This window comes from Cryomorphaceae bacterium 1068, from assembly GCA_027214385.1.
GTDB lineage: Bacteria > Bacteroidota > Bacteroidia > Flavobacteriales_D > Cryomorphaceae > JAKVAV01.
Genome location: JAPVXR010000014.1, coordinates 91,544 through 112,162, shown reverse-complemented (window position 1 = coordinate 112,162; position 20,619 = coordinate 91,544). Strand labels below are relative to the sequence as shown.

At 43.5% G+C, this 20,619-nt stretch carries 16 protein-coding genes and 2 tRNA genes; 9 read left to right on the top strand and 9 right to left on the bottom strand.

The genetic code is table 11. The features are described from left to right. Nucleotides 1-42: 42 nt before the first annotated feature. The 3 genes from O3Q51_15330 to O3Q51_15320 all read right to left on the bottom strand — a co-directional run bounded on the left by O3Q51_15330 (nucleotide 43) and on the right by O3Q51_15320 (nucleotide 5,254). Nucleotides 43-3,300 (bottom strand): CotH kinase family protein, encoded by a 3,258-nt coding sequence (locus tag O3Q51_15330; GenBank protein ID MCZ4410193.1) that lies wholly within the window; start codon nucleotides 3,298-3,300, stop codon nucleotides 43-45. 71 nt (nucleotides 3,301-3,371) lie between these two features. Continuing rightward, complete coding sequence (locus O3Q51_15325; GenBank protein MCZ4410192.1) at nucleotides 3,372-4,556, bottom strand: lamin tail domain-containing protein; 1,185 nt, start codon at nucleotides 4,554-4,556, stop codon at nucleotides 3,372-3,374. Between the two features lie 624 nt (nucleotides 4,557-5,180). Then, nucleotides 5,181-5,254, bottom strand: a tRNA-Pro gene (locus tag O3Q51_15320). 100 nt (nucleotides 5,255-5,354) lie between these two features. Between O3Q51_15320 and O3Q51_15315 the strand changes: the two genes are divergently transcribed. Next, nucleotides 5,355-5,747 (top strand): hypothetical protein, encoded by a 393-nt coding sequence (locus O3Q51_15315; protein MCZ4410191.1) that lies wholly within the window; start codon nucleotides 5,355-5,357, stop codon nucleotides 5,745-5,747. A 10-nt stretch (nucleotides 5,748-5,757) separates the two neighbouring features. On the opposite strand, the gene O3Q51_15310 is transcribed toward O3Q51_15315, so the two are convergent. Then, on the bottom strand, nucleotides 5,758-8,025 hold the full coding sequence (locus O3Q51_15310) for a DUF748 domain-containing protein (GenBank protein MCZ4410190.1): 2,268 nt from the start codon (nucleotides 8,023-8,025) through the stop codon (nucleotides 5,758-5,760). Between the two features lie 958 nt (nucleotides 8,026-8,983). On the opposite strand from O3Q51_15310, the gene O3Q51_15305 reads away from it, so the two are divergent. Then, complete coding sequence (locus tag O3Q51_15305; protein ID MCZ4410189.1) at nucleotides 8,984-9,715, top strand: hypothetical protein; 732 nt, start codon at nucleotides 8,984-8,986, stop codon at nucleotides 9,713-9,715. A 433-nt stretch (nucleotides 9,716-10,148) separates the two neighbouring features. Here O3Q51_15305 and O3Q51_15300 read toward each other — a convergent pair. Next, a tRNA-Ser gene (locus O3Q51_15300) sits at nucleotides 10,149-10,235 on the bottom strand. 234 nt (nucleotides 10,236-10,469) lie between these two features. Between O3Q51_15300 and O3Q51_15295 the strand changes: the two genes are divergently transcribed. The 6 genes from O3Q51_15295 (at nucleotide 10,470) to O3Q51_15270 (ending at nucleotide 16,172) form a co-directional block, all read left to right on the top strand. After that, nucleotides 10,470-10,904 (top strand): phosphoheptose isomerase, encoded by a 435-nt coding sequence (locus tag O3Q51_15295; GenBank protein ID MCZ4410188.1) that lies wholly within the window; start codon nucleotides 10,470-10,472, stop codon nucleotides 10,902-10,904. A 66-nt stretch (nucleotides 10,905-10,970) separates the two neighbouring features. Continuing rightward, the gene (thrS, locus tag O3Q51_15290; protein ID MCZ4410187.1) at nucleotides 10,971-12,914 is read left to right on the top strand and encodes a threonine--tRNA ligase; all 1,944 of its coding nucleotides are present in this window, start codon (nucleotides 10,971-10,973) and stop codon (nucleotides 12,912-12,914) included. Between the two features lie 51 nt (nucleotides 12,915-12,965). Further along, entirely contained in the window at nucleotides 12,966-13,478 is a 513-nt protein-coding gene (infC, locus tag O3Q51_15285; protein ID MCZ4410186.1) for a translation initiation factor IF-3, read from the top strand. A 26-nt stretch (nucleotides 13,479-13,504) separates the two neighbouring features. Beyond that, nucleotides 13,505-13,699, top strand: coding sequence for a 50S ribosomal protein L35 (gene rpmI, locus O3Q51_15280; protein ID MCZ4410185.1), 195 nt, complete (start codon nucleotides 13,505-13,507; stop codon nucleotides 13,697-13,699). Between the two features lie 80 nt (nucleotides 13,700-13,779). Beyond that, the gene (rplT, locus tag O3Q51_15275) at nucleotides 13,780-14,124 is read left to right on the top strand and encodes a 50S ribosomal protein L20 (GenBank protein MCZ4410184.1); all 345 of its coding nucleotides are present in this window, start codon (nucleotides 13,780-13,782) and stop codon (nucleotides 14,122-14,124) included. A 68-nt stretch (nucleotides 14,125-14,192) separates the two neighbouring features. Then, a complete protein-coding gene (locus O3Q51_15270) occupies nucleotides 14,193-16,172 on the top strand; it encodes a hypothetical protein (protein MCZ4410183.1) in 1,980 nt (659 codons plus the stop codon). Nucleotides 16,173-16,182: 10 nt separating this feature from the next. Here O3Q51_15270 and O3Q51_15265 read toward each other — a convergent pair whose 3' ends face one another. The 3 genes from O3Q51_15265 to bcp form a co-directional block, all read right to left on the bottom strand. Next, nucleotides 16,183-17,211 (bottom strand): tetratricopeptide repeat protein, encoded by a 1,029-nt coding sequence (locus tag O3Q51_15265; protein MCZ4410182.1) that lies wholly within the window; start codon nucleotides 17,209-17,211, stop codon nucleotides 16,183-16,185. A 97-nt stretch (nucleotides 17,212-17,308) separates the two neighbouring features. Further along, a complete protein-coding gene (gene recA, locus O3Q51_15260; GenBank protein MCZ4410181.1) occupies nucleotides 17,309-18,310 on the bottom strand; it encodes a recombinase RecA in 1,002 nt (333 codons plus the stop codon). An 11-nt stretch (nucleotides 18,311-18,321) separates the two neighbouring features. Next, on the bottom strand, nucleotides 18,322-18,783 hold the full coding sequence (gene bcp / locus O3Q51_15255; GenBank protein ID MCZ4410180.1) for a thioredoxin-dependent thiol peroxidase: 462 nt from the start codon (nucleotides 18,781-18,783) through the stop codon (nucleotides 18,322-18,324). Nucleotides 18,784-18,914: 131 nt separating this feature from the next. On the opposite strand from bcp, the gene O3Q51_15250 reads away from it, so the two are divergent. Next, nucleotides 18,915-20,192 (top strand): replication-associated recombination protein A, encoded by a 1,278-nt coding sequence (locus O3Q51_15250; protein MCZ4410179.1) that lies wholly within the window; start codon nucleotides 18,915-18,917, stop codon nucleotides 20,190-20,192. Here O3Q51_15250 and O3Q51_15245 read toward each other — a convergent pair. Next, nucleotides 20,186-20,617, bottom strand: a complete 432-nt coding sequence (locus O3Q51_15245; GenBank protein ID MCZ4410178.1) for a hypothetical protein — start codon at nucleotides 20,615-20,617, stop codon at nucleotides 20,186-20,188. The genes O3Q51_15250 and O3Q51_15245 overlap by 7 nt on opposite strands. Between the last annotated feature and the right edge of the window lie 2 nt (nucleotides 20,618-20,619).

Genomic DNA, 20,619 nt, shown 5'->3' with positions numbered 1-20,619 from the left:
GTTTGGAGCCGCTAATATCGAAAATTAACTGAATGCTAATTCCTAGCGAATCAAGAATACGGTCCCAGAGGTTCTAACCACATCGCCGGTTATGTCATTTCTATAGCGAAGGAAGTAAGAATAGAATCCGGGAGGAGCAAAATAATTACTGCCTTCTTCACCACCTCCATTCCAACCTTCATTGATATCGCTGGTTGACCAGATTTCTTGTCCCCAACGATTCATAATGGATAGTCTGAAGTTCTCATCTGAAACCTCGATCCCGTAGACCTTTAGTATGTCGTTCAAGCCGTCACCATTTGGTGTAAAACTACTTGGGATGAATACTGCATTCAGTCTTTCATCAAAGTGAGCTATGAGATGAGTAGGAGCAAAAAATGGATAGTTGAGCAATGGTAAATTTTCGTTTTGAGCTGCCGCTCCTACTTTAACTTCCCAATGCGAGAATTTATATTTGTCTCTTTCGATTGCCTCTATTGCGATATTCTCGTCACCGAGCATTATAGTCTCATATGGCAAGGTCTTTAACAGAGTATCAGGAAGTCTAACCCACCCGGCACCCTCAGGTTCGGTCTCTATTCTGATCGGATAATTAGGCAATTCAATGAAGTTTGCAACTACTACATCGGGATCCTCAAATTGAACGGAAATGTCTGCAGTCTCCTCGTCAGGGTTTGGGTTTGCATTTAAGAAAGACCAATGTGAAAAGGCATAGAAAGGTTCAGTTGGCTTGGCTTTCAGTTCGAGTATTGCTACTTCCGGAAGTTCAATCGTTGTGGGATAGTCTTGAATAGCCGTGTCTCCCAAAATAATTTCTCCAACACCTTCAGGCGCCACATCAAAAGTTACCTCATTGATGATTTCAAAGAATCGCGCCGTTAATGTTTGATTCTCCGTCATGCTGAACGTGACACTATCAGCTACCGCATTCGGACTAAGTGCAAGTCCGCTTTGCCAATCGCTAAACCCATATCCTGTGATAGGTTGTGCTTTAGCTGAATAATCAACAGATTCGGCCAAATCGATGGTTACAGGGAAGGAGTTGTAAGTAGTTCCGGCTATTGTTATCGAACCTGAGTTTGCAGGCTCCACATCTAGAGTGAGGCTGTACGAAATATCCGGAACGAAGTGCGCGATAAGCGTATCATCAGCCGTGAAACTGACAAAAATCTCTTCGCTGAATTCATCCGGTGCTATAACAGTATTGTTTGCAGTCCAATGACTAAAAATGAAGCCATCATTTTCATCAGCATCAAGATCTACTTGTATCCCTCCGAAATATTCTGCGCTATACGGGTATGTATCAATTTCTATCGAGGGTAGATCAATTCGACCACCATTTGGTGGATCAGCATAAAAAACCACCGTGTATGGGCCATCCAACTGCGGATAACAGTCGATTATTCCATTATTGATGACCTCGCATCTCTCTTCAATAAAATCTCTGACTTCTTGAACGTTTGATTGCCACTCAGCCATGCTTCCACCCCAACGGTCCACATGATCCTGCATTTCCGGTTCAATGAGTAGGATAAGGCTATCGAGGTGATTCAACATGAATTCGCACGAAAAATAGGACGAAGCTAAATCAGAGTAGCGATTGATATAATCAGCAAAGAACTCTTCATTTTGAAGTAGTGCATTCCAAACCGGCACATGTCCCTGACCTCCGGGATCATTGAGCTGCTCAGGATCACAAAGTCCGGCTTCAGGACTTTGATCTGGAATTCCCGTAAAATTGGCATAGTGACCAAAAGTAGCATCCATGTCCCAAAGAATATAGCGCCACTTCTTTTTGTCTCCATCTGGATTACGGCCTCTCCACCAGCCCGTGTTCCAGTTCAACCAGTCAGAACTTACTATGTATGAATTGAGAAGAAAGTAATCGATCAAACTTCCTGTATTGTATAGATCGTTCACGTAATCGTAATTTGCCGGGTCGCTCATATCATTTCCTAAAATGTAGTCGCGCAAATCATACCAATCGTCCCCCGAACCATATTCTTCCCAAGTTCCACCCCAAGTTTTTAAGAAATCCACTTGACCCGATCCTTGGTCATAGTAGTAATCTGTAAAGTCCAGATCATCTACTTTCTCACGTATCTCATAAACACCCCAGTACTCTCCATTCATGTACAAAACACATGGAGCATAAGTGCGCTCATCGACGCGCAGATCTGCAAGTTGAGAAAGCGATTGAACGTAGGCATCTCTAATGTGCGCACCTCCATTCTCAAATGGATAATTATCACTGGCCGCTGCTTTGAGAATCAATCGCTGGAATCCATCGCGATCCTTTCCTCCGAATATTTGATGGTTTACTTCATTTCCATAACCAAACTCATCTTGTGTAATGTAGTCAATTCCTCTTTGGGGATAAGCCCAAGAATCATTTCCGTGCTCGTTGTAATCTCCGTTACATTCAGCCAGTAAGTCTCCCGAAGCCGAAAAAAGTTCAAAATGACCAATTGGCTCTATCTGACTTCCTCCTAAAAGAGTAGGCAGTTGATCTCCACTCACTGACACTATGTAAATACCATGCGTCTGATCTAAAAAATATGTATTGGTCTCCACAAAACTTGCGGGGGCATTGGCTCCGGCATTAAAAGCTCTCGCCTTTACTACGGCGGTTTGAGTCAGATTGATCGGGCCTGTATACAGTGTAGAAGCAACTGTTGGCACTGTTCCATCTGTGGTGTAATAAATGTCGGCATTCGCATCAGCGGATTGAATCTCAACACTAACAGATCCCGAATAATAGCCCGGAGCTGTCACGATCTCCAACGGTACATATTCTCCCAAGGCTCCTCCATTGGCCGCGCCTGGTGACGGTGTAGTAAATACACCCCAGTCATTCGAGCCATCAGTGATTCTACCTCTAGAGTGATTTTGCTGATTCGCAATGGTTAATAAGTAAGAATCGAGTATGGTACCGGAAGGGTCTGATAGTACAGCCCCTTCTTGATTTGCTTGAGTAATTTTGAAACTGGTGTGGAGATTTCCTCCAACACTCTCGTCTCTGTCAGAAGCATAAATTAAGAGGTAGCCACCTGCAGTAATAGTCGTTCCCGCGGGTATCTCCCATTTCATGGGTTCGAGTTCATCATCACTGAGCCAATATCCGGACAGATCTACATCGGCACCTCCCGAGTTATAAAGCTCAATCCAATCTTCGAAATCGCCGTAATTATCAGCAAATCCTCCGAAATTAGCAGCACTTAATTCATTAACGACGACTTGGGCATTTAGAAAAATACTACACGGTACAAACAGAAAAAAAAGTACGGCTTTCAACTTCATCAAAAAGGTTTTAATAAGGATTCAAAATCTTGCACTATCATGACGCTTTCCTTAGACTTAAAGTTGCACGACTATTCAATAACGATTTTGGCAATCCTATTGTTGAACTTCATCACGTAGAATCCAGGCGGTAAAGCTTCCAAATCAATTCGTTGCTGATCTTGATTCAAGGTAGTCTGATAAACCATCGTTCCTACAGAAGAAAAGACTTGTAATAGTCCGCGCTGAAACTCTTCGGATTCAATTACAACAGAACCCGAAGAAGGATTAGGGTACACCTTGAAAGTCTTATTTCCAATAATTTCTTCAGAGCTCAAGGGGTCGCCGTTATTGGCTCCATGTGTAGGGGTAATAAAGCAGGAAATTGGCCCCGTCCCATTGGCGTAACGTCCTTCAGATTCATCAGTAGTAATCACTCCGAAACTTACATAGTCTATTGTCAATGTGTCAGGGTTGGAAAGCAAAATATCATCGCCGTCGCCGCCAAGCCTAAAGAATGTATGCAGTCCGGGCTCCATCAATCCCATGTCGCACCAAATGATCAGATACTCATCCGGCATCAAAGTCGTATCGGGAAATACAAACTCGGTAGGACTTCCGATTTTATCACTTAGGAAATATCCTTCTAAATTGATGGGACTGTTTCCGGCATTGTAAAGCTCGATCCAATCTTCGAAGCCGCCCCATTGGTCTTGCGCGGTAGATTCATTGGAAGACTGGTATTCGTTGATGACCAGTCCCGGCTGTACGCTATTGGTATTTAAGCCGTCAAAAGTCGGGATGAGAATGCTAAACGGACCTTCACCATTTGGAAATCTACCTACTGAAATATCATCAGGAACAGCTCCGAATCGAACATAGTCTAGCGTCAGCGTATCGGGATCGTACAACCCTACTTCTTCACCTGATCCTGACAACCTGAAAGCCGCGTGAAAGGGACCTTGTTCGGGTTGATCATCACACCAGATAGTGACAACTTCATTCGAAGCTAATTCAAAATCAGGAAAAACAAATTTGGTTTCATTTCCATCATTATCAGAAAGGAAAAACCCTTCGAGATTAATGGCTTCATCAGAAGCGTTGTAGATTTCTACCCAGTCGTCGTTTTCGCCGAATTCATCAGCACCCGAATTATCATTTCCAGGTAAAACTTCATTGATCACCAGCTTACCAAAAAAGGGCTCACACTGAGCGGAAGTATATTTTGCCATCAAAGTGAGGCACAAACTGAAAAGAGCAAAACGAAATATTTTCATTTTGCGAAAATATGCAATCTGCTCGGACAAAGCGAATGAGATGAAAAACAAAAAACCACTCTCATTGGAGAGCTGGTTTTATAGTTAGCTCCAAGAAGTTAAAAAGAGTAATTATTGAAAACACAAGAAAGCCTGACAGAATCAGTTGGGGTTCTAGAACGACCTCCATTATGACGTTGCATACGATCATCCAGATTTGCCGTTATGCCAACGTAATATTGCTCAATCGAATCGCTGTAGATTATGTAAACGATCATTTATACAAGAAAACAAAAAAGCTCGACAGTTTCTGTCGAGCTTTTGCAGTCGGGGTGGCAGGACTACCTCCATGGCGGTCAGTGATCCTGAATTGGGGGGAAGACAAAGGAAAAAGCAGATCGCCTTCGTCGATCTTGCTTTTTTCGTTTAAAAAGGTACTTGAAAGCAAGCTTTCGCTCTAAAATGTTCGCAATAGTTATCCCTCCTTGTGCCTCAGAGGGATGATCCTGTTGGGGGAGGGAATCAAAAGAAAAATGCAGATCGCCTCCGTCGATCTTGCTTTTTTCGTTTAAAAAGGTACTAGAAAGCAAGCTTTTGTACCTCTTTAAACGAAAAAAGCCAGCTCTCGCTGGCATTTTTCTTTTGTCGGGGTGGCAGGATTCGAACCTACGACCTCCTGCTCCCAAAGCAGGCGCGATACCGGGCTACGCTACACCCCGAGTCGGAACAACTCGTGTTCCATTTTGGGAGCGCAAATATAGAAAACTTTTTCCCCAAGTCAAGAAATTTAATTTCAGATTTATGGTGCAAATTTGTCAAATGAATCGACTTGCCATTGTAGCTGCTCTGATCATTCTCGCGAGTTGCTCGGGAGAGACTAACTATGAGAGTTTTATACAAAACAGAACTGATCGCGACATTATAATACTGCTGTACAATGATGGATTTCCCAGAGGAGATACGTTGAGAATATCATCAAATTCCACTAAATCAATTTCACGCGGAAGCTCCAATCAAGCGGAAGAAGAAGAGCCGGATTGCGCCGAGCGAATAGATTCGGCGTTTGTTGAGATAGATGGTGGTGGAACCTTGGAAAAGGACATCTCAATAAGTGCAAATTGGCAGGTAGAAACGGACAAAACTCAAAATATCCCTGAGAAATTCGATCACAAATGCACTTTCTCGATTAACGACTCTGATATTACTGAGTAAATCGAATCGGCTACTCTACTACCCAAAAGCCCACATTGTAAACTGAGTTACTGCGGTGAGTGATCAATGAATCCTCAGGCAAAGCAGTAAAGCGGATTCTCTCCTCAGGCAGACCTTTTTCCAAAATCAGGTAATCCGAAATTGCTGACGAGCGTTTAAAACCTACTCGATCAACTTTCTCTTCGGCGCGCTCCTCTCCTACCAATAACATGCACTTTCGTTGAATGGGAAGCTCACGGTCTTGCTCCATGATTTGCTCATCCACAAATCGCATAAAGAGAGAATCTTTCACGTCAAACGTTATGACGGCCTCCATGACCTCGTCAGAAATTTCGTCAATCTCAGGAACGTCACCATCATAAAGATATCGGTACTTGGCCTCAGCCATGGCATAATTCTCAATGGCCTCGTATTTTTTGGTAATTCGCTTGAATTCAATATTGAGGTCTTCCTTGTTTTTCAAGACTTTGTACAAATCATTCAATTGCTTCTCATTGCCTTTGTCCAACTTCATCTGCAAGTGGCCAAAATTGATTTTCTCCAAGTCTTCCGCCTTCATTCCAAATACTCCCGCCAAAAGTCGGAACGGAGCGGTAACCGCTTTGAGGAGAATATTCTTCACCGTGTTCCATATGAATTTACCCAACTTGTACTCGGGATCTTTTAAATCTCCTTGGATGGGGATGTCCATCTCTATGTTTCCATCCAAATCTTTGAGCAGACTCACCGCCAATTTTACCGGAAGGTTATAAAATGGCTCACCATCGTATTTCCCGCCAAAGTTAAATTGATTGAATTTGATAATATTCTGACTGTCAATTATTCCGTTTCTAATCTTCGTATCGCAGGTGTACAAAAGGTCACCTTCAGAAATGGGATAATCCACATAATCGGCAGTGTAGGGAGAAAAGAAGGAAAGCTCCGTTCCACGAATGTCGTAGTGCAAGTCGATGTCTTCCAAATTATCGGTAAAGACTCTCAAATACCCTTCAAACCGACCCGTCCCGTTCAGCGTCGCCTCCGCGTTGAAGGTGAGTTGCTCATTGGCAGAATTCAATGAATCGGCGTGAAGCACCAAATCAGTAAGCGAATACCTAAACGGCTGAGATGGGATGTAATCATTGAAATCGAAAGCAGAATTAATCATAGAAATCTCCTCGACTTTGTAAGTCGACTCGCTGTAGGATCTCGCAATATCTTTCATATAAATACCAAGAAGCTGGAATGGATTCGAGTAGTCTATCTCCACTTCCGCTTCTGCCATTCCCACAGAATCAACCACGGTTGTATCAGCAGAAGCTACCAACATATTCGACCAGTTGTCGCTCTCGTCGTACATTTCGTAAAGGCCGTAAAAGCCATCCAACTTAATGTGATCGATAGTGTAAACCGCGTCCTTCATCTGAACCGTATCTACACCGATCTCCATTGACGTCAAGGCCAGAACTCTCTTGTCGCGACTGTCAGTCATTTCAAATTCATTTATTTCAAACGTTCCTCCGAGATCAAGTACATCGCTATCTTCCCAGCTCCCGTGAATTCTCAAATCGGAATTGAAAAGTCCGTTGAGGCTATTCAACTCCATGTAGGGATCGAAATAGGGACGGATCAGCGAAATATCCAGATCTTCCATCTCGAGTAATACATCGTAAAAGGAGTTCTCGAGATCGATTCGATTAGTAGTGGACAAATGCCCGCCACTCCCCACGTGCAAGGAGGTCATAACATCGAATACACTGACCGTATCACTAAAAAGAGGCAATTCAACATTCAACGAGTCAAAAACAGCCTCAGGGTGAATCTCGCTACTGTACTCCAATGATGCTCCATTCATCTTGAAATTAGCCAAAGTGAAATGCATAGGTTCCGACTCTTCCTCTTCAGATTCGGAGACTGTTTCTTCTGAATCCATCAAGTCATCAAAATTGAAAGAGGCTTCGTTTTGCTCTACCCGAGCAAAGAATCCGTCGATGACAAAATCCTGGATATAAATGCCATTTGAAAAAAGGTGACCAATCTCCAAATCAAACTTCAAGTGAAAAAAGGAGGTAAACACCGTCGAAGCATCCTCTTCGTACATCTTAAAATTCTCGATGCTCACCTTACCGGTAAAATAGTTGATGTCGATATTCTCAATTTCTACCTCTCTGCCAATCAGCTCCAGATCATTCTCCTGAATGTAATCCTCTAAAAAGGTGGGTAAATAAGAAAGCAAGACGAGCACAATGACGACGAGCGCTGCGAGAACCCAGAGAAGAATTTTAAGCCACTTTTTCATCCTTGAGATTGGTTGATGCAAATATGGGGAAAAGAGGTCGGAATAATGTAATATAGAAATTCACTGTTAGTGCTATTTCATAGGGTCTTCTCATGAGTTGGGCAACAAGGGCAAAATAGCAACCACACTTTATTTTTTCAGTTTACTCACATTTTTCGTAACCTTCAAGCAAGCTATGTTGAGTTTATCTTGAAATGAAAATAAGGGAGTCTGGGATTGTTTTTAATAAACGCCACCGGTCCGAATCATGCGGAGAATCCTGCTAATTCCAAACCCGAACACCCTAACTTGTAATAAATGAGATCTTATAATGCTTGGAGATGATCAATTGGAGCTTCGCAATTCTTTACAACCGAAACTCAATGCACAGCTCTCATAAGTTGAGTACGTCCTAAACGATAGCCTTATAAACATTCCCCATAAAAATTCTACGGTCTAGGATAAAGCAAATCGAAACGGATCTGTCTACATCATGACCAATAAAAGTCCGCCTGTATGAACAACGGTGGCCTGTTAGGAGGTATGAGCTAGGTTTAGTACATTTAAATGACTTCTATCAAGAAATAATCAGCTCTCTCAATGCCCCTCCTCTGGCCTGCCATGAGTTAATATTATCCTAAGTTAAATTTAAAAAATAGAACCATCTTATTAGATTAAATCCGTATCTTATACCTTCAATCAAATAGACAGACTAACTCCCACGATTTAATATCGAATTTCCCAAAAGGATATAGCGTCGATAAAGCGTCCATCAAGCGTTACTAAAGCGTTTATAAAGCGTTACTCCTTGCCTCTAGACCCTGTCCATCTTTAGCAGGGCTTCGTCTCAAACCCTATCGATCTCTTAAGTAGCTTAATTAGAACCCCATCTCTACTTCTTTAAAGGGCTGGAATACTCTTGAATTAATGCAATAAATGCTCTATTTTGAGGTTGCTTAAAAATAACCTAACGATAATAATGGCAAAGCAAACAGGTCCATATGGTTTCCGAGGTAAAATCGGAGATGTGGTAGGCCGTCAAATCAATGGCCAACTCGTAGTAGGTAAACCGGGAGGATTTACTAAAGAAACCTGGAAAAATAATGCCAATAACCCTGACTATGCCCCAAGAAAAGAAGCATCTGAATTCGCATCCAGCTCTTCTATGGCCAAAGAAGTCTATCGCATCTGTGACTTGGATTTGTCCACCTCACACCGCGACCCGAAAGCTTACAAGAGACTTGTAGCTCATTTTCAAAAATTCCGAATACTCGACCGCTCCAACCCCAAAGGCAAGAAACGCCCGTCAATCGGCGCTTTTCATCACCTGACTGGCTTTGCCTTCAACACCCAATCTTCACTTTTCGATCTTATCATGCCCCCACACCTGTTTACGGGCACTGAGCTTAGTTACGAGTTTCCGGGTTTCCAATTTCTGTCCCAATTGCCCACTCAGGCCAATACCATCGAATTCATAGGCTACGCTGTGGAAATCGATTTTAAAAACCTTACCTGCATCAACCGAATTAGCACTTATCTCACCAAATCTTTCACCGAACTCTCCGAACATTTCAATTTTACAATAAACAGTCACTCAAAAAATACCCTTTATATCGTTGCCATTCGCTTTTACGACAATGTGTCAGACTACCTATACCCCCTTAGTGATCGTTTTTTTTCCCCAATGAGAATAGTCGCATTTAAGGAGTAATGGTAATTTCTAATTTTTTTCGACTGCACATTAGTCTGAATTCTAAATTCCGGCTCTAGGTCTACGTTAGATTCAGCAAACTCAATAAATTGTATTGACAAGTTTCCCGAGATTTCAAAATTACTTTACACCTGACAAATCAGATATTTTTGTTTTGTAAACGTTACTTTTTTAATGCTTCAGCTTTTCTAGAGCCAACTTCTTCGGCGTTGTAATCAGTTTATTATAAATCTTTAACCGAACAAGAGAACCAATTACCTTTCGTTCTTTTGTGGTGTTCTTCATACCGCAAACTCTCAAGAGAGCTCGACGGCTGCTCGTGAAAGCGAAATCTCGGTTAAAAGGATTGGCCCTCCTGCGTCTGGCCATCCCAAGGGGTGGGTCCTACAAGTATCAAACCCGAATCCACTTTCGTGGATTCGGGTTTGGCTTGCGGAGAGAGGGGGATTCGAACCCCCGGTACCATTTCTAGTACACATGTTTAGCAAACATGCGGTTTAAGCCACTCACCCACCTCTCCTGTTTAGGCTAACACTCGAAAGACGCGTTTTAACAAAATACGCTTCTCCGAATGGGAGCGCAAATGTATAAAGTATTCCCAATTCGTCCAACGCTCTCTCACATAAAATTTATCCCTCAATAACTAAGTGTTCTTTTTACAATAACTTCATTGCTGATCCATCCGTACCATGTAATTTTGTAATCAAACTTAGCTCAGCAGCCATGCGCAGCTGTGCAGGCAAAACAAGACAACATGCCCGAATCAGCCGGCCACCCGCTCAAAAAACTATACGACGATCAAGGAAATGAGCTTTCCCCTCAACTCGATGAAGACGTAAAAAACTACCTCATCGATATCGATGGTACCGTCACTGACGATGTACCCAACGAGGAACCCGAAAGAATGGGGACTTGTGAGCCCTACCCTGACGCACTTGACATATTAAACAAGTGGTACGACGAGGGTCACATTATCACCTTCTTTACTTCTCGAACGGAAGATCACCGTGAAGTCACCGAAATGTGGCTCGAAAAGCACGGCTTCAAATACCATGGACTACTGATGGGCAAGCCACGCGGCGGAAACTACCACTGGATAGATAACCATATGGTAAGAGCCACGAAATTCAACGGAAAGTTTACTGACTTGGTAAAGCGTACCAAAGAAATTGAGGTTTTTAAGCGATAATCGGCTTTTGATTTCAATCCTTTCATCCAATTACTACCTTTGGCAGCCCAAATTTGACTGACCCAAATGGAGATAGAAATCACCCTACCCGACGGTTCTAAACGGAATTACCCGAAAGGATCAAGTGCCATGGATGTTGCCATGGACATTAGCGAAGGTTTAGCGCGTAACGTTCTTGCCGCCAAAGTGAATGGCGAAGTGCGCGACGCCAGTCGCCCAATCGAAGAAGATTCAGAAGTGAGCTTGCTCACCTGGAATGACGATGAGGGAAAATCTACTATGTGGCATTCTTCGGCTCACTTGATGGCTGAAGCGCTTCAAGAATTCTATCCAAATGTGAAGTTCGGAATAGGACCACCGATCGAGACAGGCTTCTATTATGATGTCGATCTCGGTGATGAAGTAATGACCGACAAAGATTTCGACAAGATTGAAAAGCGGATGCTGGAGCTGGCTCGTGAAAAAAACGAGTACATCAGGAAGGAAATCAGCAAGAACGAGGCCGTAGCCTATTACCAAGAAAAAGGCGACGAATACAAACTCGAATTGCTAGACGGCTTGGAAGACGGAAGCATCACTTTTTACACACAAGGAAATTTCACCGACCTCTGTCGTGGGCCACACATTCCCGATACTGGAAAAATCAAAGCCATCAAACTCATGTCTTTGGCAGGAGCCTACTGGCGCGGTGACGAAAAAAACAAACAGCTTACAAGGATTTACGGAGTGGCTTTTCCAAAGCAAAAAGACCTCAAGGATTATCTACACCTCCTGGAAGAAGCACAAAAACGCGACCATCGAAAGCTCGGGAAGGAAATGGGACTCTTCACTTTTAGCCAGAAGGTGGGAATGGGTCTACCCCTTTGGTTACCGAAAGGAGCCGTATTGCGCGAACGATTAGAAAACTTCCTGAAGGCCGCTCAAAAAGAGGCGGGATATCTCCCGGTCATTACACCACATATAGGGAGCAAGGAGCTTTACGTCACCTCAGGTCACTACGCCAAGTACGGAAAGGATAGCTTTCAGCCGATTCAAACTCCACACGAAGATGAGGAGTATCTGCTAAAGCCAATGAACTGCCCGCACCATTGCGAGATTTATAAATCGGAGCCGCGATCATACAAAGACTTGCCCATTCGTTTTGCCGAATTCGGTACGGTATACCGCTACGAGCAAAGTGGAGAGCTACACGGCTTGACTAGAGTTCGAGGATTTACCCAAGACGACGCCCATATCTTCTGCACGCCTGATCAGGTGAAAGAAGAGTTTAAGAAGGTGATCAACTTGGTACTGTACATTTTCCAGACGCTAAGTTTCGATGATTTTGTAACACAAGTTTCGCTCAGAGATCCGAACGATAAAGCCAAGTATATCGGTAGCGACGAAAATTGGGAAAAAGCAGAAAACGCAATCAAAGAAGCGGTGGAAGAGGCAGGGCTAAATTATGTCATCGAAGAAGGCGAGGCTGCATTCTATGGCCCGAAGCTGGACTTCATGGTCCGAGATGCTATTGGTCGTAAATGGCAGCTAGGCACCATCCAAGTTGACTATACGCTTCCTGATCGTTTTGAGTTGGAGTACACAGGAGCTGATAACTCCAAGCACAGACCAGTCATGATACACCGTGCACCCTTCGGTAGTATGGAAAGATTCGTGGCAGTTTTGATTGAGCATTGCGCAGGAAAATTCCCGCTTTGGCTTAATCCCGATCAAGTCAAGATTTTGCCGGTGAGCGACAAGTTCAACAATTACGCCCAATCGGTTTCAAATAAGCTAAAGATTTACGATATTCGCGCCCTCGTTGACGAGCGCAGTGAAAAAGTGGGTCGAAAAATCCGCGATGCTGAAGTTGAAAAGATGCCCTACATGCTGATTGTAGGCGAGGAAGAAGAAAACAACGGCACCGTTTCAGTGCGCAAGCAAGGAGAAGGCGATAAGGGTTCAATGAAGATTGAAGCTTTCGCAGAATTGATCCAAACGGAGATTGATTCAGAATTGAAAAGAAACTAAAACCATAAAGTCATAGCGAAAAGATTTCACAAGCGGAAACCCAGAAGGGTTATTAAGGAAGATCCTCACAAGATCAATGAAAGAATTACTGCACCTCAAATCAGGCTATTAGCCGATGGACAGGAGCCGCAAGTAGTAACTGTCGAAGAAGGAATAAAAATGGCCAAAGAGCAAGAGCTCGATTTGGTTGAGATTGCTCCTAATGCAGATCCTCCCGTTTGTAAGATTATCGATTACAAGAAATTCCTCTACGACCAAAAGAAGAAGCAGAAGGAGCTTAAGAGCAAGCAACAAAAAGTTGTTGTAAAAGAAATCAGATTCGGACCAAATACGGACGATCACGATTTTGACTTTAAGCTCAACCACGCCAAAAAGTTTTTGGAAGAGGGATCGAAAGTAAAGGCTTACGTGTTTTTTAAAGGACGTACAATTGTTTTCAAGGAACGAGGAGAGATTTTACTCCTTCGCTTTGCGAAAGAATTGGCCGACTTGGGAGCAGTAGAACAGCTTCCTAAATTAGAAGGTAAACGGATGATCATGATGATCAACCCGAAGAAAAAGTAATAAACAACAAGTAAAACAAACAGGTCATGCCAAAGCAAAAGACCGTATCGAGTGCTAAGAAACGTTTCAAGTTCACCGGTACGGGAAAAATCAAAAGAAAGCATGCTTTTAAAAGCCACATCCTTACAAAGAAGGAGACGAAGCAGAAGCGGAATCTCACTCAAACGGGATTGGTCGATCAAGCAGATGTAGCGAACGTCAAAGACATGCTTAACAAGTAAATTCAACAGGTTAAAAAACCAGAAGATGAGTTTGAAGTTCGCGCGTTGAGTGCGGCACTTATTTTCAAAAAAGAAACAAAATGCCAAGATCAGTAAATTCAGTAGCCTCGAGGGCAAGAAGAAAAAAGGTCCTCAAGCAAACCAAAGGGTACTTTGGTAGAAGGAAAAACGTTTACACGGTTGCAAAAAACGCCTTAGAGAAAGGTTTACAGTATGCATACCGTGACAGACGTCAGAAAAAAAGAAACTTCCGCTCCTTATGGATTCAGCGTATTAACGCGGGAACGCGTGAACATGGCATGTCCTACTCTGAGTTCATGGGTAAGCTAAAAGGAAAAGACATTCAACTTAACCGTAAGGTTTTGGCCGATTTGGCGATGAATCACCCTGACGCTTTTAAAGCGATCGTGGATTCGGTAAAGTAACTGAAATCAAATCCTATTTTTGGGGAGCAATTTTTGCTCCCCTTTTTTATGTCCATACTTTTGGTAAAATGAGATTGACCCTAATTACACTTCTACTTCTTTCAATGAACTGGCTTCAAGCCCAAACCTTTGAAGAGTTCTATTCCATTCCCAAAACTGAGCTCGAAGCCACCCTGAAAGCTGCCCCTTCACTCTGTCAATTCAATTCGGGGAATTGGGTAAACGCTGCAATGCCGAATATGGAAAAAGAACACTACGGTAAGGTCACCGTAGTTCACTTTGGGACATTTGATAATTACATGTCCACCGCCGATATGGAGGACCTGACTAAATTGCAGAAGGCATTTCCTCATATTCGCATAATCATTTCATTGAATCCAAAATTCGGCTATCCAATTGAGGAAAAAGATATTTTGTTCGAATTGGAAAAGCGACAGATTCCCTTACCCGTGTACATTGACAAGGGGTTTGAGCTCTGGGAATGCATGGATATTGAATTTTGGCCTACCACAATGTTCTTTAGCCCGCAAGGCAGCTTGATTCACACACAAGAGGGTCGACTAAACCTTCAAGAGTTGCGAATGTCTCTTCCTGAAGTCATCAATCGATTGGGGCCTTATTCCGACAGAAATCCTGAAGCTTTTTATGGAATGCCTCCGGGAAGGTGGAATAAGCGAACCGTTCTGGAATATCCTACGGGTCTCGCAGTCAATGAAAAAGAAAGCATGATTTTCGTTTCCGATCAACTTGGAGACAGAGTCTTGGGACTCACTATTGATGGCAATGTTATGTATTGCATCGGCACGGGTGAGGCAGGTTTTAAAGACGGGACACTGGAACAAGCATCTTTTAATGGACCGAGAGGTATGGCGATGGACTCAGATAACTTTATCCTTTACATTGCCGATACCGATAATCATGCAGTTCGCAAAGTCGACCTTATCAATGACAAGGTCACTACGATAATGGGCAGCGGACGCCCACCGAAGAAAATGCCGAAGAAAATTATAGGTATTAATTCCTCCATCAACGCTCCTACTGATCTCCTCTTAGATGGAAATGAACTCTACATCAGCATGCAGGGAAGCAATCAAATTTGGAAGATGGATGTAAGAACCGAAGTGGCTGAACCTATAGCAGGTACTGAGGAATTCGGTTTTACCGATGGAGAAGCACTAAAGTCTCAATTGGCTGCACCCTCGCGTTTATCTTCAGATCCATCCGGAGCAGTTTTCTTCACCGACGCGCAGGCATCCGCTCTGAGATACTTGGATGATGGAAAAGTCGCGACAGCTGTTGGAGAAGGAGTATTCACCTTCGGATATGCCGATGGCAAAAAGGAAGAGATCAAATTGCGATACGCGAATGGCATCGTATCTTTTGCCGATAAAATCTATCTGGCAGATACCTATAACAACTGCATTCGAGCCATAGAACCCTTTAAAGAAAGATCAGAGACCCTGACGGGTAATCCCAAAATTTCAGGATACCGAAATGGATTCAGCCCGCTATTCAAGCAGCCTATGGATGTTGCCATACTGGGAAAAACTTTGATTATCGCTGATGCGGGAAATGGCGCTATCCGCACGTTCAACTTTGAGACCTCTGAAGTGGGTAGCATTGGGCTTATCAATTATGAATGTGTAGGTCGTGGAGAAGGAAAAGGGTTAATGGATTTACGGGATGGCGAGGAGCTGACACTCGGAAATGGCCTAAACGAATTAAGCTACAGCTTGGATTTCGGGCCGAATTATGAACTCGACCCTACAGCATTTCAAGACATTAATCTCAACACTCGCACAACTGGGATAGAGTTGGTCGATTCTGACTTGAGCGATGGACAACTTCAGCTCACTTTCATGCCCGATTCTTCCGTAAAACGACAGGCATTCACCATTGAGTTTTCGCTGTTTATAAGATCTAAGGCCGATCCTTCAAGACAATACCGAAAGGAAATCAGTTTCTTCCACAAAATCAATGTGAATGAGGAGGCTGGGTTTAACCATTCCATTTCAACCTTTTACGATCCGGAAAAGGGCCGAAAGTAGAAAACAAAGTCTATTCTAAGAGTCTGCTCAAGCCTCTTGCCGCTAAGTCGTATTGCGGATTAATCGACAGCGCTTCGCGATAAGACGTTTCCGCTTCTCCATAAAGCTCCTGCTCTTCGTAGGCCAAACCTCGGTTATAGATTGCCTCGACATAGTCAGGTCTAACCACAACGGCTGAGTCAAAGTACGCCACTGCCGTATCAAATGCCAAATATTCCGTCAGGTACAGGTAGCCCAAATTGTAGTAGGCCAACACATTATTGGGATCAGCCCGGAGCATCTCAAAATACGTTTCTCTGGCCTGATCAATTCTACTTCCCGCTTGGAGAAACATTCCTTTGTGGTAAAATGCCTCAGCGCTCTTCGGTCTTATTTCAAGGGCTGAATTAAAGTATTCCAATGCCAATGGATCACCTTGAAAAGCATACAAGCTGCCCAATTCCATGTATGCTTCGTAGAGATCAGGATTGACCTCAACCGCCGTCTGAAAAGAAGAAATGGAAGTGATCGTATCCCCTGTCTCTTTATAGATATATCCTTTAATGAAATATCCCTGTGCCAATTGATCATCGCGACGAAGGGCATCATTTACAGCAATTATAGCCTCATCGTATCGGCGAAGCAGAAAATACACCTCTGCAAGTTTGAGGAGAGCATCAGTGTTTGCCGGATCAATTTCAGCGGCTTTTTCAAGACTAAGACGCGCAGGCCTCAAATCACCTTTCAAAAAATTCACCTCACCCAATACTTGGTGAAAATATGATGCTGTACTATCAATGCTCAGCGCTCGCTCAGCATCTTTCACAGCGAGTTCCATCAAGTTGCGTTCAGTGTATGCCATCGCTCGTTTCACATAGAGATTGGCATTGTTGGGACTTTCTATAATCTGATCGCTAAGCTGCTCTATGTAGTCTTGAGGAGCTTCCCTCTTTTCTTTGAGAGTCTTATTGGTTCCATTGGTTTGGGTCGTCGAATCATCACAAGAAGTGGCAACAATAATACAGATGCAAATGACTGAAACGTTTAACGCAATTTTCATGGCCACAAATTTCGCATTTTCAAGGGATTTGAACGGGACTAAAAAAGGAAAGCCGAAGGTGAATTCACCTTCGGCTCTCAAATACCAATCGGTCAGACTAGTTCTTTGCTATCTCAACCTTGATTTTTTCCTCAAGCTCATCCATTAGCTCAGGATTGTCTTCGATTAAGGATTTGACCGCGTCACGGCCCTGTCCAAGTTTTGTATCGCCGTAGCTAAACCAAGATCCACTTTTCTTCACCAAGTTAAGCTCTACTGCTAAGTCAAGAATTTCTCCACTTTTAGAGATTCCTTTACCATACATGATGTCAAATTCCGCTTTTGCGAAAGGCGGTGCCACCTTATTCTTCACGATTTTCACACGTGTGCGGTTACCCATTACAGTGTCTCCATCTTTTATTTGAGTAGAGCGTCGAATATCAATTCTCACCGAAGAGTAGAATTTTAGAGCGTTACCACCTGTGGTCGTCTCAGGATTACCGAACATCACACCAATCTTCTCACGAAGCTGGTTAATGAAAATACAGCAACAACCTGTTTTCGAAATGGCTCCCGTAAGCTTTCTTAAGGCTTTTGACATCAATCGAGCTTGAAGCCCAACTTGAGAATCTCCCATCTCACCTTCGATCTCAGCGCGCGGTGTCAAAGCAGCCACAGAGTCAACAACCAAAAGGTCAATAGCTCCGGAGCGAATTAGGTTTTCAGCAATTTCGAGCGCTTGCTCTCCATTATCAGGCTGAGAGATAAAAAGGTTTTCGGTATCAACACCGAGATTCTCAGCGTAGTAACGATCGAAAGCGTGCTCAGCGTCAACAATGGCAGCAATTCCTCCTTGCCTTTGCACTTCAGCAATAGCGTGAATCGCCAAAGTAGTTTTTCCCGAAGACTCAGGACCATAAATCTCTACGACTCTTCCTTTTGGGTAACCACCCACTCCCAGAGCCAAGTCGATTCCGAGTGAACCTGATGGAATCACATCTATTTTTTCAATTGCGTTGTCTCCGAGTTTCATGACCGCTCCTTTTCCGTAAGATTTCTCCATACGGTCGATGGTCATTTGCAATGCTTTGAGTTTTTCTTTGTTTACTTCTGCTGCCATAATGATAGGTTTTATGCGAGAGCTTCCAGCACCTGCTTGGAGGCTTCTTTGGTTTTTACTTTTGCTATGGTTTTTTCAATTTTTCCGTTTTCATCAATCACATAAGTGATTCGGTGAATTCCATCGTACTCTCGGCCCATAAACTTCTTCGGACCCCAAGCGTGGTATTTTTGAATCATCCCCTTCTCAGGATCAGAAATCAATGAAAAAGGCAAATCGTATTTGTCAATAAATTTCTGATGTGATTTTTCGGTATCAGCACTTACGCCTATAACTTGAAAGCCCTGCTTGGCAAGCATCTCATAATTATCCCTGAAATCACACGCCTCCTTCGTACATCCCGGAGTATTGTCCTTCGGATAAAAATAAAGAATTGTTTTCTTTCCTCGAAAGTCAGCGTCAGAAACTTCATTTCCGTTTTGATCTGTGGCCGTAAATTTCGGAGCGGCATCTCCTTCTTTTAAGTATTCCATTTGTTTTAGTGCTTTATCGGTATAGTGAATGACAACATCAAAGGCCGATTGTTCTAACACGAAGCAATATTACTTACATAGAACGTAATCTATTTACGCTACCCCAAAAAAACCTTGATTAGTTTTGCACTATGAATCACACACCACTTGCCGAACGGATGCGCCCAACCAATCTTGACGAGTATATCGGTCAGGAACATTTAGTTGGAAAAAATGCGGTTTTCCGTAAAGCACTCGATCGAGGTTTGATCCCTTCCATTATTTTCTGGGGACCTCCCGGGGTAGGTAAGACCACCCTGGCCAAGATCCTGGCCTCCTCGCTCGATCGACCTTTTTACACCTTGAGCGCCATCAATTCCGGAGTTAAAGATATTCGAGAGATCATTGCGAAAGTGGAATCTCAAGGTTTTTTCGGTCAGGGTAATGCCATTCTCTTCATCGATGAGATTCACCGATTCAGTAAATCGCAACAAGACTCACTTTTGGGTGCCGTAGAGAAAGGAGTACTCACCCTCGTGGGAGCAACTACAGAAAATCCCTCTTTCGAGGTCAACTCGGCTCTACTCTCCCGCTGTCAGGTCCATGTATTGAAGCCTCTGGAAAAAGCCGATTTGCAACTCTTGGTAAATCGAGCCATCACGCAGGATGAGGAGCTAAAGAAGGAAGGTGTTAAACTGAAAGAGGATGAGTACTTGCTTCGTCTAAGTGGCGGGGATGCTCGAAAGCTGCTCAACATTCTTGATTCAGTGATTCAAGCTTTGCCTTCCGGCGAAAAGGAAATTACCAACGATCTGGTAAAAGAAGTCGTTCGGAATAACCCGACCATCTACGACAAAGATGGAGAGCAGCATTACGATATCATTTCAGCCTTCATTAAATCCATTCGCGGAAGCGACCCCAACGGTGCCGTCTACTGGCTTGCCCGGATGATTGAAGGTGGTGAAGACCCCAAGTTCATTGCACGCAGGCTCATCATTCTAGCAAGTGAAGACATTGGAAATGCGAACCCTACAGGATTGGTATTGGCCAATGCTACCTTTGATGCGGTTGCAAAAATCGGATTGCCTGAAGGTCGAATAGTACTGAGTCAATGCGCGGTATACCTCGCTTCAAGTGCCAAAAGCAACGCTTCTTACGAGGCTATCAATATGGCCATGAGCAAGGTGAGAGAAACGGGGAATTTAGCGGTTCCACTCCACCTCAGGAATGCACCAACCAAGTTGATGAAAGACTTGGGTTACGGAGATAATTACAAGTACAGCCATTCTTACGAAAACAACTTCAAAGCTCAGGAATACCTCCCGGAGGAAATCAAAGAAATGCGCTTTTATGCGCCCGGTAATAATGCTCGAGAAAGAGAAATGAGGAAACAACTCAATACCTTGTGGCAAGGGAAGTACGGCTATTGACGATCGCTTAAAACGACTTGATCTCGACGTCTGGCCATTTCATAAACAAAGCCCACTACCCCGCCTCCGATTCCTTGCTCGATCATCTGCCAAGCAAAGTCTACCACGACATGTTCGGTGCCTGAGCCTTTAAATGAAACTCCCAAAACAAAGGCGATCAGATAGATGAAAAAACCTAAAGCCAGTCCCATAAAGCCCCCTTTCATTTTAATACCGATTCCCATACTGAGGTAGGTAAATACGAAGGTGAGCACAAATCCGATCAGGATGTAGGTGAGCACTGCCAGACCGTAAAACAGACCGTAGGGCTTGGGAATATGAATGAAGTCGTTTAGGATAACTCCGTGCCAGAGAAAGCTTAAAGCCATCATAACCACAACCGATAGGCCCCATGCTACGAAAAACCGTTTTTTAAGCATTTCCATAT

Excerpts from the sequence above, each read along its gene's own strand:
- O3Q51_15330 (MCZ4410193.1), bottom strand. The coding sequence starts at position 3,300 with ATGAAGTTGAAAGCCGTACTTTTTTTTCTGTTTGTACCGTGTAGTATT.
- O3Q51_15325 (MCZ4410192.1), bottom strand. The coding sequence starts at position 4,556 with ATGAAAATATTTCGTTTTGCTCTTTTCAGTTTGTGCCTCACTTTGATG.
- O3Q51_15315 (MCZ4410191.1), top strand. The coding sequence starts at position 5,355 with ATGAATCGACTTGCCATTGTAGCTGCTCTGATCATTCTCGCGAGTTGC.
- O3Q51_15310 (MCZ4410190.1), bottom strand. The coding sequence starts at position 8,025 with ATGAAAAAGTGGCTTAAAATTCTTCTCTGGGTTCTCGCAGCGCTCGTC.
- O3Q51_15305 (MCZ4410189.1), top strand. The coding sequence starts at position 8,984 with ATGGCAAAGCAAACAGGTCCATATGGTTTCCGAGGTAAAATCGGAGAT.
- O3Q51_15295 (MCZ4410188.1), top strand. The coding sequence starts at position 10,470 with ATGCCCGAATCAGCCGGCCACCCGCTCAAAAAACTATACGACGATCAA.
- thrS (MCZ4410187.1), top strand. The coding sequence starts at position 10,971 with ATGGAGATAGAAATCACCCTACCCGACGGTTCTAAACGGAATTACCCG.
- rpmI (MCZ4410185.1), top strand. The coding sequence starts at position 13,505 with ATGCCAAAGCAAAAGACCGTATCGAGTGCTAAGAAACGTTTCAAGTTC.
- rplT (MCZ4410184.1), top strand. The coding sequence starts at position 13,780 with ATGCCAAGATCAGTAAATTCAGTAGCCTCGAGGGCAAGAAGAAAAAAG.
- O3Q51_15270 (MCZ4410183.1), top strand. The coding sequence starts at position 14,193 with ATGAGATTGACCCTAATTACACTTCTACTTCTTTCAATGAACTGGCTT.
- O3Q51_15265 (MCZ4410182.1), bottom strand. The coding sequence starts at position 17,211 with ATGAAAATTGCGTTAAACGTTTCAGTCATTTGCATCTGTATTATTGTT.
- recA (MCZ4410181.1), bottom strand. The coding sequence starts at position 18,310 with ATGGCAGCAGAAGTAAACAAAGAAAAACTCAAAGCATTGCAAATGACC.
- bcp (MCZ4410180.1), bottom strand. The coding sequence starts at position 18,783 with ATGGAATACTTAAAAGAAGGAGATGCCGCTCCGAAATTTACGGCCACA.
- O3Q51_15250 (MCZ4410179.1), top strand. The coding sequence starts at position 18,915 with ATGAATCACACACCACTTGCCGAACGGATGCGCCCAACCAATCTTGAC.
- O3Q51_15245 (MCZ4410178.1), bottom strand. The coding sequence starts at position 20,617 with ATGGAAATGCTTAAAAAACGGTTTTTCGTAGCATGGGGCCTATCGGTT.